General features: G+C 66.1%; 15 protein-coding genes and 1 tRNA gene. 9 read left to right on the top strand and 7 right to left on the bottom strand.

Translation table 11 applies throughout. The annotated features are described in order from the left end of the window. The first annotated feature begins 37 nt into the window (after nucleotides 1-37). The 3 genes from BW971_RS12840 (at nucleotide 38) to BW971_RS12830 (ending at nucleotide 2,168) form a co-directional block, all read left to right on the top strand. Nucleotides 38-1,051, top strand: a complete 1,014-nt coding sequence (locus BW971_RS12840; RefSeq protein WP_076480292.1) for a helix-turn-helix transcriptional regulator — start codon at nucleotides 38-40, stop codon at nucleotides 1,049-1,051. A 19-nt stretch (nucleotides 1,052-1,070) separates the two neighbouring features. Beyond that, nucleotides 1,071-1,547: a glutathione peroxidase gene (locus BW971_RS12835; protein ID WP_076480135.1), complete on the top strand. Its 477-nt coding sequence runs from the start codon at nucleotides 1,071-1,073 to the stop codon at nucleotides 1,545-1,547. 195 nt (nucleotides 1,548-1,742) lie between these two features. Continuing rightward, complete coding sequence (locus BW971_RS12830; protein WP_143690339.1) at nucleotides 1,743-2,168, top strand: ester cyclase; 426 nt, start codon at nucleotides 1,743-1,745, stop codon at nucleotides 2,166-2,168. A 916-nt stretch (nucleotides 2,169-3,084) separates the two neighbouring features. Here BW971_RS12830 and BW971_RS12820 read toward each other — a convergent pair. The 3 genes from BW971_RS12820 to BW971_RS12810 form a co-directional block, all read right to left on the bottom strand. Further along, nucleotides 3,085-3,159, bottom strand: a tRNA-Val gene (locus tag BW971_RS12820). A gap of 38 nt (nucleotides 3,160-3,197) precedes the next feature. Continuing rightward, entirely contained in the window at nucleotides 3,198-3,701 is a 504-nt protein-coding gene (locus BW971_RS12815; protein ID WP_076480132.1) for a peroxiredoxin, read from the bottom strand. Next, nucleotides 3,698-4,135, bottom strand: a complete 438-nt coding sequence (locus tag BW971_RS12810) for a DUF3052 domain-containing protein (RefSeq protein ID WP_076480130.1) — start codon at nucleotides 4,133-4,135, stop codon at nucleotides 3,698-3,700. Before BW971_RS12810 ends, BW971_RS12815 begins: the two co-directional genes overlap by 4 nt. 458 nt (nucleotides 4,136-4,593) lie before the next feature. On the opposite strand from BW971_RS12810, the gene aceE reads away from it, so the two are divergent. From aceE to BW971_RS12780, 6 genes are all read left to right on the top strand, one after another. Beyond that, the gene (gene aceE, locus BW971_RS12805; RefSeq protein ID WP_076480288.1) at nucleotides 4,594-7,314 is read left to right on the top strand and encodes a pyruvate dehydrogenase (acetyl-transferring), homodimeric type; all 2,721 of its coding nucleotides are present in this window, start codon (nucleotides 4,594-4,596) and stop codon (nucleotides 7,312-7,314) included. Between the two features lie 53 nt (nucleotides 7,315-7,367). Beyond that, the gene (locus BW971_RS12800) at nucleotides 7,368-8,630 is read left to right on the top strand and encodes a PucR family transcriptional regulator (RefSeq protein WP_076480129.1); all 1,263 of its coding nucleotides are present in this window, start codon (nucleotides 7,368-7,370) and stop codon (nucleotides 8,628-8,630) included. 205 nt (nucleotides 8,631-8,835) lie between these two features. Beyond that, nucleotides 8,836-9,744, top strand: coding sequence for an ACP S-malonyltransferase (locus tag BW971_RS12795; RefSeq protein ID WP_076480286.1), 909 nt, complete (start codon nucleotides 8,836-8,838; stop codon nucleotides 9,742-9,744). Between the two features lie 211 nt (nucleotides 9,745-9,955). Next, nucleotides 9,956-10,261 carry a meromycolate extension acyl carrier protein AcpM gene (acpM, locus tag BW971_RS12790; protein WP_076480127.1) on the top strand — a complete coding sequence of 102 codons (306 nt, stop codon included), beginning with the start codon at nucleotides 9,956-9,958 and terminating at the stop codon, nucleotides 10,259-10,261. 6 nt (nucleotides 10,262-10,267) lie between these two features. Further along, nucleotides 10,268-11,533, top strand: a complete 1,266-nt coding sequence (locus tag BW971_RS12785; RefSeq protein WP_076480126.1) for a KasA/KasB family beta-ketoacyl-ACP synthase — start codon at nucleotides 10,268-10,270, stop codon at nucleotides 11,531-11,533. A 56-nt stretch (nucleotides 11,534-11,589) separates the two neighbouring features. Further along, nucleotides 11,590-13,041, top strand: coding sequence for an acyl-CoA carboxylase subunit beta (locus BW971_RS12780; protein ID WP_076480124.1), 1,452 nt, complete (start codon nucleotides 11,590-11,592; stop codon nucleotides 13,039-13,041). 82 nt (nucleotides 13,042-13,123) lie between these two features. Here the strand turns inward: BW971_RS12780 and BW971_RS12775 are convergent, their stop codons facing one another. The 4 genes from BW971_RS12775 to BW971_RS12760 form a co-directional block, all read right to left on the bottom strand. Further along, complete coding sequence (locus BW971_RS12775; RefSeq protein WP_076480122.1) at nucleotides 13,124-13,654, bottom strand: DUF3145 domain-containing protein; 531 nt, start codon at nucleotides 13,652-13,654, stop codon at nucleotides 13,124-13,126. Between the two features lie 153 nt (nucleotides 13,655-13,807). Further along, complete coding sequence (locus BW971_RS12770; RefSeq protein ID WP_076480121.1) at nucleotides 13,808-14,626, bottom strand: serine hydrolase domain-containing protein; 819 nt, start codon at nucleotides 14,624-14,626, stop codon at nucleotides 13,808-13,810. A 63-nt stretch (nucleotides 14,627-14,689) separates the two neighbouring features. Beyond that, the gene (fadD5, locus tag BW971_RS12765) at nucleotides 14,690-16,306 is read right to left on the bottom strand and encodes a fatty-acid--CoA ligase FadD5 (protein ID WP_076480284.1); all 1,617 of its coding nucleotides are present in this window, start codon (nucleotides 16,304-16,306) and stop codon (nucleotides 14,690-14,692) included. A 117-nt stretch (nucleotides 16,307-16,423) separates the two neighbouring features. Further along, nucleotides 16,424-16,696: a hypothetical protein gene (locus BW971_RS12760; RefSeq protein WP_076480119.1), complete on the bottom strand. Its 273-nt coding sequence runs from the start codon at nucleotides 16,694-16,696 to the stop codon at nucleotides 16,424-16,426. Nucleotides 16,697-16,700: the final 4 nt, after the last annotated feature.

Here is a 16,700-nt window from a genome sequence, read left to right as displayed (position 1 = left end):
ACAGATTCGGTCCTCGATGTGCGCGATGATGATCGACATGTTGGACACCTCGGCGCGGCTGCTGCGCCTGCTCTCGCTGCTGCAGACCCGGCGCGACTGGTCGGGGGCGGAGCTCGCGCGACGGCTCGACATCACCACCCGGACGGTGCGTCGCGATGTGGAGCGGTTGCGCGACCTCGGTTATCCGGTGGAGGCGACGGTCGGCGTCGGCGGCGGCTACCAGCTGGGCGCCGGGGCCGAGATGCCGCCGTTGTTACTCGACGACCAGGAGGTGCTGGCGGTGGCGGTGGGGCTCGACGCCGCGGCCACCGGAGCGGTGTCGGGTTTGGAGGAGGCGTCGGTGCGAGCCATCACCAAGCTGCGGCAGGTGATGCCGTCCCGGTTGCGCCATCGCCTGGACGCGCTGCAGGTCGAGTCGGTCAGCCGTCCCGCGCCGCGGTCGTCGGTGGATGCCGATGTGCTGGCCCAGATCGGGGTGGCCTGCCACCGCACCGAGCGGTTGCGGTTCGACTACCGATCCCACGACGGGACCGAGAGTCGCCGCGAGGTGGAACCATATCGGCTGGTGCGCAACGGGTTGCGGTGGTATCTGCTCAGTTGGGACATCAGCCGCGACGATTGGCGGTCGTTCCGGGTGGATCGGATGACCCCCAAGATCCCGACCGGCCCGCGATTCACCGCGCGCGCGTTGCCCGACGGTGGGGCCGCGGCGTTCGTCGCACGCAGTCTGGGTACGGTACGCCGCTCCGCGGTGGCCCGCGTGCGCGTCCACGCGCCATTGGAGACGGTCGCGGCGATGGTGCACGAGGACTGGGGCTCGGTCGAGTCCGGTGACGAATCGTTCTGTGACGTGACGCTGTTCGGACAGTCGATGACCTCGCTGGCACGATGGTTGAGCGCGTTCGACCAGGAGTTCACGGTCATCGGGCCGACGGAGTTGCGCGACGAGTGTCTCGCTGTCGCCGAGTACCACGATCGTGTGGGAGCACGCTATCGGCGGGCGATTAGGGTGGCAGAAACGTCATCCGATGTGGACCATCCGCAAGCGTAGAGGTAGCGAACAACACACCATGACCACTGTCTACGACTTCACCGCCACCGATATCGACGGCCACCAGGTCGACCTGGACATCTTTCGCGGAAAACCGCTGTTGATCGTCAACACGGCGTCACAGTGCGGGTTCACGCCGCAATACAAGGGCCTCGAGGCGCTCCACCGGGAATTCGCGGATCAGGGGCTCGAGGTGCTCGGGTTCCCCTGCGATCAATTCGGCCACCAGGAGCCGGGGAACGCCGACGAGATCAAGAACTTCTGCAGCCTCACCTACGACGTCACCTTCCCGATGTTCGCCAAGATCGACGTCAACGGCGGTGACGCACATCCGCTGTATCGGTGGCTGCGGTCGCAGAAGTCGGGCGTCCTCGGTGGCCGAATCAAGTGGAACTTCACCAAATTCCTGGTCGACCGGTCCGGCGGTGTGGTCGATCGCTACAGCCCGGCGACCAAGCCGGAGAAGCTGACGGACAAGATCGCCAAGGTGCTGTAGGGCGTCACGATGCGCAGGCCCCTGCGTGGTCGGCCTCTGGTAACCGACCGGTGCACGGGTCGGAGTCAACGGGACGCAGTATCCGCTCCAACCAACATCGCTGAATTCAGCGATGTTGGCACAGCGTTGTGTTTGAGGCCGTGAAGAGAGCCGTCGTACGGTAGTGGGCGTACGACGTGGCGCTAGGAGACGTGGATGCTGGGTGACGGCACGGATTGCATGAAAGCCCGATACCGCGAATACATCACTACGTGCAACGAGCGCCGGTTCAGCGACTTGGGTGACTTCGTTGCCGACGATGTCGTCGTAGCCGATGGCCCGGTCGGGTTGAGCGCGTATACCCAAGGACTACGTGACGTCGTCGCAGGATTTCCGGATTACCACTGGGAAATCGAGGACATCATCGTCGAAGGCTCTTTGATATCGGCACGTCTCACGGACACCGGTACTCATACGGGACTCTTTCGTGGTGTCGAACCAACCCATCAGCGGGTCAATGTGCAGGAGTTGGCTATGTACACGTTGGCCGACGATAAAATCGTCCGCTGCTGGGGCGACCTCGCCGCCGCGGTACGGGATCACCTGGTGGCAACTGGGGCCACCTTACGTTCGTTGTCCTGAATTCATAGCCGGTAGGTGACTGTAGAAATCGTCAACGTTGAAGACGTAACTCCAGGCCTCATCAGACCCTAAATCGTCTATCCAGTTCGCTATTTCAGTCCCGTTCACACCCTGACCAAGAAGCAGTCGGGGTACGCCACTTGTTCCTAACGCACCAAAAGACACGTTGTGATGGGCGTTGTACTGGTACAAGGCCTCGGCCGCTATGTCGATAACATCTTGCGGAAGATCATCACTGATCGCGTCGTACGAGCGTGCCCAGGGTCTGACCTATCGTTTCATCCGGCAGCTGTGTAATCAGCGGCTTATGTTGTCGGACCTGTAGTTCGCAGTCATATAGCCACTCAAGCATTGGCTCCAACTCCAGATTTCCGCGCAGCAGAACGTGCTCACGGGCAGGCTGCCCTTCGTAGGCGACCAGCACTACGTCCTCGAACCAATCCGGGTGTCGACCCCCGTCGTGACGTGGTCCGCGCACTTCCAGGCGCAACGCAACAATTGAAGGACTCATTTTCCCTTCCTCAATTTGATGTAATCCGATTTGGAAATATCCCCGCGATTTCGGAGTTCCCTCAGAACTTTAGTAGGAATCCGCTGCGTACGTTCTTCGCGATATCCATGGTATCCATCTTGCTCATCAGGCTGAAACACGTAGACTTTGCCGTCTTTGACCCCATACCCGTCCGACTGAATCGCCCCGGGTCTGATGGAGGCTTTCAATCCTGGGAAGGATGATGAGAGTCATGGCAGCACCGAGGAAGTACAGCGTTGAGCTTCAGCAGCGGCGACGTGGATGGCGTTGGACGCCCGGACGGACGCTAAGTCCGCGCGCGGGGGCGATCAAGCGGGTGGCCGACCATTAGTGACAGTTTTGATGATCGTGACATCGCACAAGAGACGAAGGAACCCTCTGACCTGGTGCGCGCAGTAGGATTTGAACCTACGACCGCTGGTGTGTAAGACCAGAGCTCTACCGCTGAGCTATACGCGCCTGACCGCGCGATGGGTGACCTGGGGTCCGCGCGACCATCAAGAATCTAGCGCGGCCACCGCGTTCGCCCAAAGCGACTGGTCCCGCACCTCACCGGGTCCGTTCATCTCCGCGAACGCGATCACCCCGTCGCGATCCACCAGGAACGTGCCGCGTTGGGCGTATCCGCGGTGTTCGTCGAAGACCCCGTAGCTCCGGGCCACCTCACCGTGCGGCCAGAAATCCGAGAGGATCGGGAACAGATATCCCTGCGCCGACGCCCACACCTTGTGTGTCGGAGGTGGACCCACCGACACCGCGATCACGTCGACCTGGTCGTTCTGGAACAGCGGTAGCCGGTCACGGATCTGACCGAGCTCGCCCTCGCAGTTTCCGGTGAACGCCAACGGGAAGAACACCAGCAGCACTGCTTTGCGCCCGCGACGATCCGCGAGCGTCACCCACTGATTGTTCTGGTCACGCAGCCGGAAGTCCGGCGCATCGGCCCCTACTCCCGGCGATCCCGTCGCCGGGCCCACCTCGACCGAACCCGACGTGGTCATGGACGTTTGCCGGCACGCGCCTTGGGCTGCACCAATCTCGACCCCGACCAGTCACCGAGGCTGACCGTGGAGGTCGGCGTGAGCCCCGCGGTGGGGGCGCTCTCCGCGATCTCCGACGGATCCACGTGCCCGGGGCTCCCCGTCTTGGGGGTGAACACCCAGACGAATCCGTCGTCGGCCAACGGACCGATCGCGTCCATCAGTGCGTCGACGAGGTCGCCGTCACCGTCGCGCCACCACAGCACGCTGACATCGATGACGTCGTCGGCGTCCTCGTCGAGCATGTCGGCACCGATCGCATCCTCGATGTCGGCGCGCAGGTCGTCATCGGAATCCTCATCCCAGCCGAGCTCCTGCACCACCATGCTGGGGGTGAATCCGAGCTTCTCTGCACGATTCTTCTCTGGGCGATTACCGTCCGCGGCCGTGACCAACGGGTGCGACCTCCTGCCGAATAGTGCGTAGACCGATTCATGTCACCTTCAGGCGCAGTCGACGCGGGGTTGTGTCCAGAGAACATGCTGGGCACGCAACTTGCAACCCGGTGCGTGGATTCCTCCTGTACATCACCGCCGGTCACCGCCCCATGCAGTTGTTCTCGAGCCCGGTGCCAACCGCCTCGACATGCGGCACGATGAGTGGTGAACCCCACGTGACCGCCCACCGGTGGTCCGCGTGGGAGCCGTTCGATCACACCAACGGCGGCGCAAGACGGGGGTCGACCTGCCCGGCGCACCCGACCGGCAGAGACAAGGAGTTGCAGTCAGTGCCTGACACACGCAAAGGGTCCACAACGAGCGCAGGGTCCGACACGAGTGCCGAGAACGGCTCAGACAAGCCGGGCACCGGGCCGTCTGCACCGCGACAAGGCGACCGGCAGCGGGTCCGCGTCATCCGCGAGGGTGTCGCGTCGTACCTGCCGGACATCGACCCCGACGAGACCGGCGAGTGGCTCGAGTCGTTCGACGCCATGCTCGACGAGGCCGGTCCGTCACGGGCCCGCTACCTGCTGCTACGGCTGCTCGAACGGGCTGGTGAGAAGCGGGTATCGATCCCGTCGTTGACCTCCACCGATTACGTCAACACGATTCCCACCGAGAACGAGCCCTGGTTCCCGGGTGACGAGGATGTCGAGCGCCGCTTCCGCGCCTTCATCCGTTGGAACGCCGCGATCATGGTCCACCGGGCCCAGCGGCCCGGCGTCGGCGTCGGTGGCCACATCTCCACGTACGCATCGTCGGCTGCGCTCTACGAGGTCGGGTTCAACCACTTCTTCCGTGGCCACGACCACCCGGGTGGTGGCGACCAGATCTTCATCCAGGGCCACGCCTCCCCCGGTATCTACGCCCGCGCCTACCTCGAGGGGCGCATCGACGAACAGCGCATGGACGGTTTCCGCCAGGAACACAGTCACGCCGGCGAGGGCGGTGGTCTGCCGTCGTATCCACACCCTCGGCTGATGCCCGACTTCTGGCAGTTCCCCACCGTGTCGATGGGTCTCGGTCCGATGAACGCCATCTACCAGGCCAGGTTCAACCATTACCTCGACGACCGAGGTATCAAGGACACCTCCGACCAGCACGTCTGGGCCTTCCTCGGCGACGGCGAGATGGACGAGCCCGAGTCGCGTGGCCTCGCGCAGGTCGCGGCGACCGAGGCGCTGGACAACCTGACCTTCGTGATCAACTGCAACCTGCAACGCCTCGACGGGCCGGTGCGCGGCAACGGCAAGATCATCCAGGAGTTGGAGTCGTTCTTCCGCGGCGCCGGTTGGAACGTCATCAAGGTGGTCTGGGGTCGCGAGTGGGACTCCCTGCTGCACGCCGACCGCGACGGCGCTCTGGTCAACCTGATGAACACCACACCGGACGGCGACTACCAGACCTACAAGGCGAACGACGGTGCTTTCGTCCGCGAACACTTCTTCGGCCGCGACCCGCGCACCAAGGAACTCGTCAAGAATCTCACCGACGACCAGATCTGGAACCTCAAGCGGGGTGGCCACGACTACAAGAAGGTGCACGCCGCCTACGCCGCGGCGATGGCGCACAAGGGCCAGCCTACGGTGATCCTGGCCCACACCATCAAGGGCTACACGCTGGGTAAACACTTCGAGGGCCGCAACGCGACCCATCAGATGAAGAAGCTCACGCTCGACGACCTGAAGGACTTCCGCGACAGCACCCGCATCCCGATCAGCGACGCCGAGTTGGAGAAGGATCCGTATCTGCCGCCGTACTACCACCCGGGACCCGACGCCCCGGAGATCCAGTACATGCTCGACCGCCGCAAGAAGCTGGGCGGCTTCCTCCCGGCCCGACGGACCAAGGCCAAGGTGCTCAACCCGGCCACTGACAAGGTGCTCAAGACCACCGCCAAGGGGTCGGGTAAGCAGCAGGTCGCGACCACTATGGCCCTCGTCCGCATCTTCAAGGAGTTGTTGCGCGACAAGGAGGTCGGCCCGCGCATCGTGCCGATCATCCCGGACGAGGCCCGCACCTTCGGGATGGACTCGTGGTTCCCGTCGCTGAAGATCTACAACCGCAACGGGCAGCTCTACACCTCGGTCGACGCCGAACTGATGCTCGCCTACAAGGAGAGCGACCACGGTCAGATCCTGCACGAGGGCATCAACGAGGCGGGTTCCACCGCGTCGTTCACCGCCGTGGGCACGTCGTATGCGACACACGACGAACCGATGATCCCGATCTACATCTTCTATTCGATGTTCGGCTTCCAGCGCACCGGTGACAGTCTGTGGGCCGCCGCCGACCAGATGGCACGCGGATTCGTCATCGGCGCCACCGCAGGTCGGACCACGCTGGTCGGCGAAGGGCTGCAGCACGCCGACGGGCAGTCGCATCTGCTCGCCGCGTCCAACCCCGCCGTCGTGTCCTACGACCCCGCGTTCGCCTACGAGCTCGGCCACATCGTGGTGGACGGATTGCGACGGATGTACGGCGAGAGCCCGGAGAACATCTACTACTACATCACCGTCTACAACGAGCCCATCAGCCAACCGGCCGAACCCGACGACGTGGACGTCGAAGCACTGCTGAAGGGCATCTACCTGTACCAGAAGGCCCCCGAGGCCAGGAAGTACACGGCCAACATCCTGGTGTCGGGGGTGACCATGCCCGATGCGTTGCGCGCGGCGGAACTGCTCGCCGACGACTGGGATGTGGGGGCGAACGTGTACTCGGTGACCTCGTGGAACGAACTGGCCCGCGATGGCGCGGCCTACGAGCGCGCGATCCTTCGCGACCCCGCGGGGGATGTCCCGGAACCGTTCCTCGCGCAGTATCTCGCCGACAGCGAGGGCCCGTTCGTCGCGGCGAGCGATTACATGCGCGGGGTCGCAGAACAGATTCGTGGCTGGGTGCCGGGCACCTACCTCACCCTCGGCACCGACGGCTTCGGATTCTCCGACACGCGCCCCGCCGCGCGTCGGTTCTTCAACGTCGACGCGGAGTCCATCGCGGTGGGTGCGCTCACCGCCCTGTCACGCGACGGGGTCATCGACGCCGACGTCGCGGCCGAGGCGGCCGAGCAGTACCAGATCACCGACGTGCTGGCCGCGCCCGAGCAGACCAGCGATCCGGGCGTGGCCTGACCCCGGGCCGCCTCGCCGGACACTCGACGAACGGACAGGAATACATTGACCCGATGGTGACCAACTCCGGCGCGGAATCCGAGGCGCCGGGCGATCCGTTCAGCGTCCGAGGTGCGCACGTACCGGCGCCCGCGGACGTGCACGACGCGCTGCCGGACACCCTGCTGCGTCGCATCAAGCAGTACAGCGGGCGGTTGGCCACCGAGGCTGTGCACTCCATGCAGGACCAGCTGCCGTACTTCGACACCCTCGAGGCCGCCCAGCGGTCCAGCGTGCAGCTGGTGGTCCAGACGGCGGTGGTCAACTTCGTCGAGTGGCTGCAGGACCCCGAGGGCAACGTGAAGTTCACGGTGCAGGCGTTCCAGGTGGTCCCGCAGGATCTCGCGCGCCGCATCAGCCTGCTGCAGACCGTCGAGATGGTCCGCGTGGCGATGGAGTTCTTCGAGAAGTGGCTGCCGCTGCTGGCTCGCAACGACGCCCAGCTGCGGGCGCTGACCGAGTCGGTGCTCCGCTACGGCCGGGAGATCGGGTTCGCGGCTGCGGCGATCTACGCCTCGGCCGCCGAGTCGCGGGGAGCCTGGGACTCCCGGCTGGAGGCGCTCGTCGTCGATGCCGTCGTCCGCGGTGACTCCGGCGCGCAATTGCTGTCCCGGGCGGCGGCACTGAACTGGGACGCCGATGCCTCGGCGACGGTGGTGATCGGCCGACCGCCTCCCGAGCAGAACGTGTCGGTGCCGCTGGCCATCCACAACGTCGCGCGACAACACGGCCGAGCCGCCCTGTCGGTGGTGCAAGGTACCCACCTGGTGGCCATCGTCAGCGGGACCATCGAACCGAGTGCGGACTTCGCCGTCGAACTGCTGGCCAACTTCGCCGACTCACCGGTGGTGATCGGGCCGACCATGCCCACCCTGGGCTCGGCGCACGACAGCGCGATCGAGGCGATGGCGGGTATGGACGCGGTGATCGGGTGGCCGGGCGCCCCGCGGCCGGTGCACAGTTGGGAGCTGCTGCCCGAGCGGGCCCTGCTCGGCGACCGCGCCGCGACGGACTCCCTGAACACCTACGTCGTCAAGCCGTTGGCCAAGAACGGGGCCACTCTGACGGCGACGCTCGACGCCTACCTCGACGCCGGCGGCTCGGTGGAGTCGTGCGCGAGGCAGTTATTCGTTCATCCAAATACTGTTCGCTATCGTCTGAAGCGAATCGCCGAGATCACCGGCCGAGATCCCATGAATCCCCGCGACGCGTACGTTCTGCGAGTTGCCTCGACCGTCGGTCGTCTAGCACAGCATGGACACAAACCATTGTCATGAACCACACAGGTAACAACTGTCACCGACCTCCGGAATATGACCGAGCTCACATCCGGGGACCACTCGGAGACCGTTCCGGCGTCTCGAACGGGTGACGAAGCGAACACAGCGACGGCGGCTTTTGTAGGGAACTCACAAACTGCGCGGGCAAGGTTCATCGTCAACAACACCCACAGAAGTCACCTCCAGGGTGTTCCCTAGTCACGTGCTTTCGTTGCTTGCGCCCGGACAGGGCTCTCAGACTCCCGGAATGCTCGAGCCGTGGCTCGATCTCCCCGGTGCGCGTGATCAGCTCGCCACGTGGTCCAAGCTCACCGGTCTGCAGCTGGAGAAGCTGGGCACGGTCGCGACCGCCGAGGAGATCACCGACACCGCGGTGACGCAGCCGCTGGTCGTCGCGACGACACTCCTCGCATACGACGAGTTGGACAAGCGAGGCGCCGTGCCCGACGACGTGGTCGTCGCCGGACACTCGGTCGGCGAGCTCGCCGCGGCGGCCATCGCCGGTGTCATCAGCGCCGACGAAGCTGTCAGCCTTGCCGCCGTCCGCGGTGCGGAGATGGCCAAGGCGTGTGCGCTGGAACCGACCACCATGGCCGCGGTCCTCGGCGGCAAGGAGGAGGATGTGCTCGGCCGACTCGCCGAGCTGGACCTCAGCCCGGCCAACCGCAACGCGGCCGGTCAGATCGTCGCCGCCGGTCGGGTGTCCGCGATCGAGGAGCTCGTCGCCGGTCCCCCCGCCGGCGCCCGAGTGCGTAAGCTTGCCGTTGCCGGGGCGTTCCACACCCGGTTCATGGAGCCCGCGGGAGAGGCGGTCGCCGCGGCGGCGGCCAAGATCACCCCGCAGCGTCCGACGACCACGCTGCTGTCGAACGCGGACGGCGCGCCGGTCACCTCGGGCGCCGATGCCCTGGCCAAACTGGTCGCCCAGGTCACGAGTCCCGTCCGCTGGGATCTGTGCTCCGCCGAGATGCGCGCCTCCGGCACCGACGCCGTGGTGGAACTGCCGCCCGCCGGTGCGCTCTCCGGCATCGCCAAGCGTGAGCTCAAGGGTGTGCCCAACCGTGCGGTGAAGACCCCCGATGATCTCGACATCGAGGGACTGGCCTCCTAACAGACTTGGATCGTGGCGCCGACGACCGTCGACGTCCCCGGGAAGCCGGCCGACTTGCTCACCGCAAGGCCGTCTCATCCAAACAGCTATTCAGCTGCTCCGGAATCGCTACCGAGGTAGCACTCCCACGGGAACTGATCCACAGATGGGTGAAACCATCGAGGTCCCGTGAACGACAACACAGTCAAGGAACATGGAAGGGAGCCACCGAGTGGCCGCCACGCAGGAAGAAATCATTGCCGGTCTCGCCGAGATCATCGAAGAGGTCACCGGCATTGAGCCGTCCGAGGTGACCATCGAGAAGTCGTTCGTCGATGACCTGGACATCGACTCGCTGTCGATGGTCGAGATCGCCGTGCAGACCGAGGACAAGTACGGCGTGAAGATCCCCGACGAGGACCTCGCCGGACTGCGCACCGTCGGTGACGCCGTGAACTACATCCAGAAGCTCGAGTCGGAGAACGCCGACGCCGCGGACGCGATCCGTGCCCGCATCGAGGCCGACAAGAGCGAGTAAGACGACGTGACTCCCTCCCTCCGCGAATACTCATCACTGGGTGGGGACTTTCCGAACGTGGTGGTGACCTCCATGGTCGCCACCACGTCCCTCGGAGAGGATCTCGACTCCACCTGGAAGAAACTGATCGCCGGCGAGTCGGGCATCAAAGAGCTCACCGACCCGTTCGTCGAGGAGTACAACCTGCCCGTCCGCATCGGTGGACGGCTGGTCAGTGACCCCGCCGACGAGGTCTCCCGCGTGGAGGCCCGCCGGATGTCCTACACCGAGCGCGTCTCGCATGTGATGAGCAAGCGGTTGTGGGCGCAGGCAGGCGAACCCGAGGTCGACAAGGACCGGCTCGCCGTGGTCATCGGGACCGGTATCGGTGGTGTCGATGCGATCGTCGACGCCAACAACGCCATGCGGGACACCGGCAACTACCGCAAGGTGTCTCCGCTGGCCGTGCCGATGTCGATGCCGAACGGGCCCGCCGCTGTGGCCGGACTCAACGTCGGGGCCCGGGCCGGGGTCATCACCCCGGTCTCGGCGTGTTCGTCGGGCTCGGAGGCCATCGCCCACGCCTGGCGGCAGATCGTGCTCGGTGACGCCGACATGGTCGTCTGCGGCGGCGTCGAGGGCCACATCGACGCGGTGCCCATCGCGAGCTTCGCGATGATGCGGGCAATGAGCACCCGCAACGACGACCCCGCGGCCGCGTCACGCCCGTTCGACAAGGACCGCGACGGCTTCGTGTTCGGCGAGGCGGCCGCGATGCTCATCATCGAGCGCGAGGACCACGCCCGGGCCCGCGGCGCGCAGATCCACGCCCGCCTGCTCGGCGCGGGGATCACCTCCGACGGTTACCACCTGGTGGCCCCGGAACCCGAGGGCACCGGCGCCGCCCGCGCCATGACCCGCGCGTTGCAGACCGCGGGCCTGAAGAAGTCCGACATCGACCACGTGAACGCTCACGCCACGTCGACGTCGATCGGCGACACCGCCGAGTCGCTGGCCATCAACTCGGCGCTCGGCAACGACATCGCGGTCTACGCACCGAAGTCGGCACTGGGTCACTCGATCGGCGCCGTGGGTGCTCTCGAATCGGTCCTGACGGTGAAAGCGATCGAAGACGGGGTCATCCCTCCGACCCTCAACCTGGAGAACCAGGACCCCGGATGCGATCTCGACGTCGTCTCGGGCGAACCGCGCTATGGGCAGATCGAATTCGCGATCAACAACTCATTCGGATTCGGTGGGCACAATGTTGCGCTCGCCTTCGGACGGTACTGACCCCACCCGGTCGATGCCGTGGTGTGCGACAGCGCACCCGTTGTAAGGGAGACACGATGACAACAATGGCCCCCATCACCGGCCAAGACGAAGCCGTCGATCCGCGCGACCCGCTGCTGCGGTTGACCAACTTCTTCGACGAAGGATCGATGTCGCTGCTGCACCCCCGTGACAAGTCGGGTGTGCAGGCCGCCGTCGGCCGAGTCAACGGAGTGCGCACCGTCTCGTACTGCACCGACGGCACCGTCATGGGCGGCGCCATGGGCATCGTGGGGTGCAGCCACATCGTCAACGCGATCGACACCGCGATCGCCGAGCAGGCACCGGTCATCGGCATCTGGCATTCGGGCGGCGCCCGTCTCGCCGAGGGGGTGGAGGCCCTGCACGCCGTCGGCGGCGTGTTCGAGGCGATGGTCCGCGCCTCGGGGTACATCCCCCAGATCTCGGTGGTGGTGGGCTTCGCCGCCGGCGGTGCGGCGTACGGTCCCGCGCTCACCGACGTGGTGATCATGGCCCCGGCGGGGCGCGTCTTCGTGACCGGACCGGACGTGGTCAAGAGTGTCACCGGTGAACAGGTCGACATGGAGTCGCTGGGCGGTCCGCTGACCCATGGCAAGAAATCCGGCGTCTGCCACATCATCGCCGACTCCGAGCCGGACGCCTACTGGCGGGCTCGTCGCCTGGTGGGCACGTTCAGCCAGCAGGGACACTTCAGCAGGCAGCAGGCCGAGGCCGGGGACACCGACCTGCGTGCCCTGTTGCCGGAGTCCAATCGACGCGCGTACGACGTGCACCCGGTGGTCAACGGGCTGCTCGACACCGGGTTGGCCGCCGACGGTGAGACCGAGATCAGCTCCTTCGAGGAACTGCAGGCCAAGTGGGCCCCGAACATCGTGGTCGGTTTCGGCCGGTTGTCGGGCCGCAGCGTCGGCATCATCGCGAACAACCCGCTGCGGATGGGTGGTTGTCTGAACTCGGAGAGTGCGGAGAAGGCGTCACGCTTCGTGCGTCTCTGCGATGCTTTCGGCGTCCCGCTGATCGTCATCACCGATGTGCCCGGATACCTCCCCGGCGTCGGGCAGGAGTGGAACGGCGTGGTCCGCCGCGGCGCCAAGCTGCTGCACGCCTTCGCCGAGGCGACGGTCCCCCGCGTCACCCTGGTCACCCGGAAGATCTATGGCGGTGCCTACATCGCGATGAACTCCCGCGCGCTCGGTGCCACCGCGGTTTTCGCCTGGCCCGGTTCCGAGGTCGCCGTGATGGGGGCCAAGGCCGCCGTCGGCATCCTGCACAAGAAGGCCCTCGCGGCCGCACCCGAGGACGAGCGCGAGGCACTGCACGACCGGTTGGCCGCCGAACACGAAGCCATCGCCGGCGGTGTGGGGCGTGCCCAATCGATCGGGGTGGTGGACGAGGTCATCGACCCGGCCCACACCCGCAGCATCATCGCCGAGGCGCTGGCCTCGGCCCCGGCTCGGCGCGGTCGACACAAGAACATCCCCCTGTGACGAGCTGACCCACACCACGAGGAAGGCCCCCGACCATCTGGTCGGGGGCCTTCCTCGTGGTCGGTACCGCTGAGGCGAGCGCTCAGCCCACCCGCTGCTGCAGCCAGGTCACCTCGGCGCCGGCGCCACCCATGCGGAATCGCTCCAGCGCCTCGTCCCACTCCGTGCCCAGCGCCCGGTGCAGCGCGGCCTCGGTTCCGCCGAGTCCCGCGTGGGTGGCCAGGATGGAGCGCAGTTGCATCTCACCGATCATCACGTCACCGTTGGCGCTCATGGAACCGTGCCACAGACCCAGACCGGGTACGTAGCAGAAGCGCTCACCGTCCACACCCTCGCTGGCGCTCTCGGTCACCTCGAACCGGAGCGTGGGCCATTCGCGTAACGCGTCGGTCAGCCGTGCCCCCGTGCCCACCGGACCCATCCAGTCGACGGTGGCGCGCTGCAGCCCGCCGCGGGAGTCGTCGTGCGCCTCCTGCGCGGTCCACTTCAGGTTCGCCTGTGCGTCGAGGGTCGACGACAGAGCCCACTCCACATGTGGGCACAGCGCGGTCGGTGACGAATGGATGTACACCACACCTGTCGTCAGGTCCGCAAACTGATGTAGGTTGCGCACTTTCCACCTCCGGTTTCGACAAGGTACGTCTTCCCCAACGACCTCAGAAACCCCAGGAGCTTCATCAGCCCCGGTGGATATCACACGCAACGCGTTTATTGTGCCTCATGTGGCCCGTGTTGCGCTAGTGCTGAGTGAATCCACAGCGCGCTACTACCGGTGTGCTGCCACCTCGTCGACGACCGCGACGTTGAAGTCTGCCCACCGCGGTTTGGCCCAGCCGCCGAAGGCGCGGTCGGTCAGCACCACGCAGGCCGCGCCGAGGTCGGGATCGACCCACAGGTAGGTGCCCGACTGTCCGAAGTGCCCGTACGTCTGCGGGGAGTTGTTCGACCCGGTCCAATGCGGTGATTTCTCCCCACGGATCTCCGGGCCCAGCCCCCAGTCGTTGGGTCGGTGCTTGCCGTAGCCGGGTACGAATCCGTCGAGTCCCGGGTACTGCACCCGGGTGGCTTGGTCGTGCTGCGCGGCGGAGAGCAGTCGCGGCGCCAGATACTCGCGGGCGAACACCGCGAGGTCTCCGGCGGTGGATGTCGCGCCGTGACCGGCCGGACCCCACAACGACGTGGAGGTCATCGACAACGGGGCACAGACGGCCTCATCGAGGTAGTCGGCGAAGGCGATCCCGGTCTCCCGCTCCACCAGCTCGGCCAGGATCTCGTAACCACGGCTGGAGTAGATGCGCTCCTCGGCCACACCGGCCTGTACCTCGTCGGAGTCGAACGCCAGACCCGACGCGTGGGCGAGCAGGTGGCGCACCGTGGCGCCGGGCGGCCCGGCGGGCTGGTCGAGCGCGATGGCCTCTTCTTCGACCGCGATCAACACCGCCTCGGCGACCAACAGCTTCGTCACCGACGCGAGGGCGAACTCCTCGTCGACGTCCCCGTATCGCGCGATCTCGTCGTCGGCGGTCACCACCACCGCTGCGGCGCTGTCGACCGGCCATGCGGAGATCTCATCCAGGACACTCACCCGCTCATCGCATCACAGCTCGGGTGTAGAGCGCGAGGGAGCCCGTCGCATCGGCGTGGGGATTCAGTGCAGGGCGGCATCCTTGCTGCCGTAGGTCTCCCGCAGCCGAGGTTTGACCACCTTGCCACCGGCGTTGCGGGGCAGGTCGTCGACGACGACCAGCCGCTTGGGGTGTTTGAAGCGGGCCAGGTTCTCGTTGAGGTACGGCTCCAGGTCGGCCAGCTCGAGCGGGTCGTCACCGGTGAGAGCCACCACCGCGACCGGCACCTCACCCCATTGGGGATGCGCCTCGCCGATCACCGCGACGTCGCGGATCCGCGGATGACCGAACAGGACGTTCTCCACCTCGGCGCAGTAGATGTTCTCGCCGCCGGAGATGATCATGTCCTTCACCCTGTCGACGACGAAGACGAACCCCTCGTCGTCCTGTCGCACCAGATCTCCGGAGTGGAACCACCCACCGCGGAAGGCGTCTGCGGTGCCCTGCGGGTTCTGCCAGTACCCCGACATCAGGTTCGGACCGCGGTAGACGATCTCACCCACCGTCCCCGCCGGGACGTCCTGCATCTGATCGTCGACGATGCGCGCGTCCACACACGACACCACCCGTCCCACCGACCCGATCTTGCGGATCGAGTCGGCACCGTCCATGACGCAGGTGAGCGGGGACAGCTCGGTCTGGCCGAACACCGCCACGTTCAGAGCGTCCGGGAAGGCCTCGGCCATCGACCGCAACAGGGTGTCCGAGGCCGGCGCCGCACCCCAGGTGACGACACGCAGGGCGAGGTGTCGCGGATGGGCGAGCTGTGCGGCGCACACCAGCTGCCACTGCGCGGGAACAAGGAAGATGGATGTCGTTCTCTCCCGCTCGAGTGTGTCCAACAATTCGTCGGGATCGAAGGAGCCCAGCGGATGGATCACGGTGGTGGCGCCGACGTACAGGACCGGCGCCATCGAGCCGATCGCCGCGATGTGGAACATCGGTGCCGCCGACGACAGCACGTCGTCATGCCTGGTGCCGAGCGCCTGCAGACATGTCAGCGTCTGCGCCTGCATGTTGGCGTGCGAGAGCATCGCACCTTTCGGCGTGCCGGTGGTACCCGACGTGTACATGATCAGCGCGGTCGCCTCATCGGGGACATCGATGACGGGAAGAGCCGACGGATCCTCGGCGATCAGATCGGCATAGTCGAGATGCCGCGTCGACTCCGAACCGCCGACCACGATGGTGTGTTCGAACGCGCCCGCGGCCTGTGCGGCCGCGTCGACCAGTGGAGCCAGTGCGGTCTCGGTGACCACCACCGCGGCGCCAGAGTCGGTGATGAGAAAGGCGACCTCGGCCGGACTCATACGGACGTTGACCGGCACCGCGATCGCCCCGAGCACGTTGGCCCCGAGTACTGCCTCGAGGTACTCCGGCCGGTTGAGCATCACCAGCAACACCCGATCGCCGAACCCCACCCCGCGACGATGCAGGGCGGCGGCGAGCGCGGTCACCCGTCGGTCGAGGTCCGACCAGGTGGTGGTCTCATCGCGGAACCGCAGCGCGGGTGCATCCGGACGCATGCGCGCGTGTGTGCGGAGCTGGTTGTTCCAGTGCCTGCGGCGCGATCGCAGCGGCTCCGAGTTCGGATCGATGCCACTGTCGGTGGATGCGGTGGACGCGGCAGGGACGGACACGGTGACTCCTGTCGGGAATTCCGGGTACGGGTGTGGTCTGTCCAGGTGACCGTACGCCGACGATGTGACACGCATCACGGGATCGTCCGGGTCACGTCACGACGATGCGGACCCGGTTCACCGCGTCGCGACGAGCTGACCCAGACGAACGGCGGCCGCGACGATCTCGACCCGGTCGCCCGCCCGTGCGGCCTGCCGCAACCGCGTCATGATCACCCCCGCCCGGGCCACCCTCGTCGATGGTGCACCCGCTGACCAGACCCGCATGCGTTCGGTGAGTTCGTCGCCGACCAGCCGGTCGAAGCGCCGGCCCACTCCGCATCGGTCTGCTTCGGCCTCGTCGATGATCGACCGGACGGTGTGCATCACCTGCTGATCTGCGTACGGCATGACC

It is taken from the genome of Williamsia sterculiae (assembly GCF_900156495.1).
GTDB classification, from domain to species: Bacteria; Actinomycetota; Actinomycetes; order Mycobacteriales; family Mycobacteriaceae; genus Williamsia_B; species Williamsia_B sterculiae.
This window is presented reverse-complemented; position numbering and strand designations above follow the sequence as displayed.

Coding starts and splice junctions, on each gene's coding strand:
- BW971_RS12760 (WP_076480119.1), bottom strand. CDS start 16,696: ATGCCGTACGCAGATCAGCAGGTGATGCACACCGTCCGGTCGATCATC.
- BW971_RS12835 (WP_076480135.1), top strand. CDS start 1,071: ATGACCACTGTCTACGACTTCACCGCCACCGATATCGACGGCCACCAG.
- BW971_RS12815 (WP_076480132.1), bottom strand. CDS start 3,701: ATGACCACGTCGGGTTCGGTCGAGGTGGGCCCGGCGACGGGATCGCCG.
- BW971_RS12780 (WP_076480124.1), top strand. CDS start 11,590: ATGACAACAATGGCCCCCATCACCGGCCAAGACGAAGCCGTCGATCCG.
- BW971_RS12840 (WP_076480292.1), top strand. CDS start 38: ATGTTGGACACCTCGGCGCGGCTGCTGCGCCTGCTCTCGCTGCTGCAG.
- BW971_RS12800 (WP_076480129.1), top strand. CDS start 7,368: ATGGTGACCAACTCCGGCGCGGAATCCGAGGCGCCGGGCGATCCGTTC.
- BW971_RS12830 (WP_143690339.1), top strand. CDS start 1,743: ATGCTGGGTGACGGCACGGATTGCATGAAAGCCCGATACCGCGAATAC.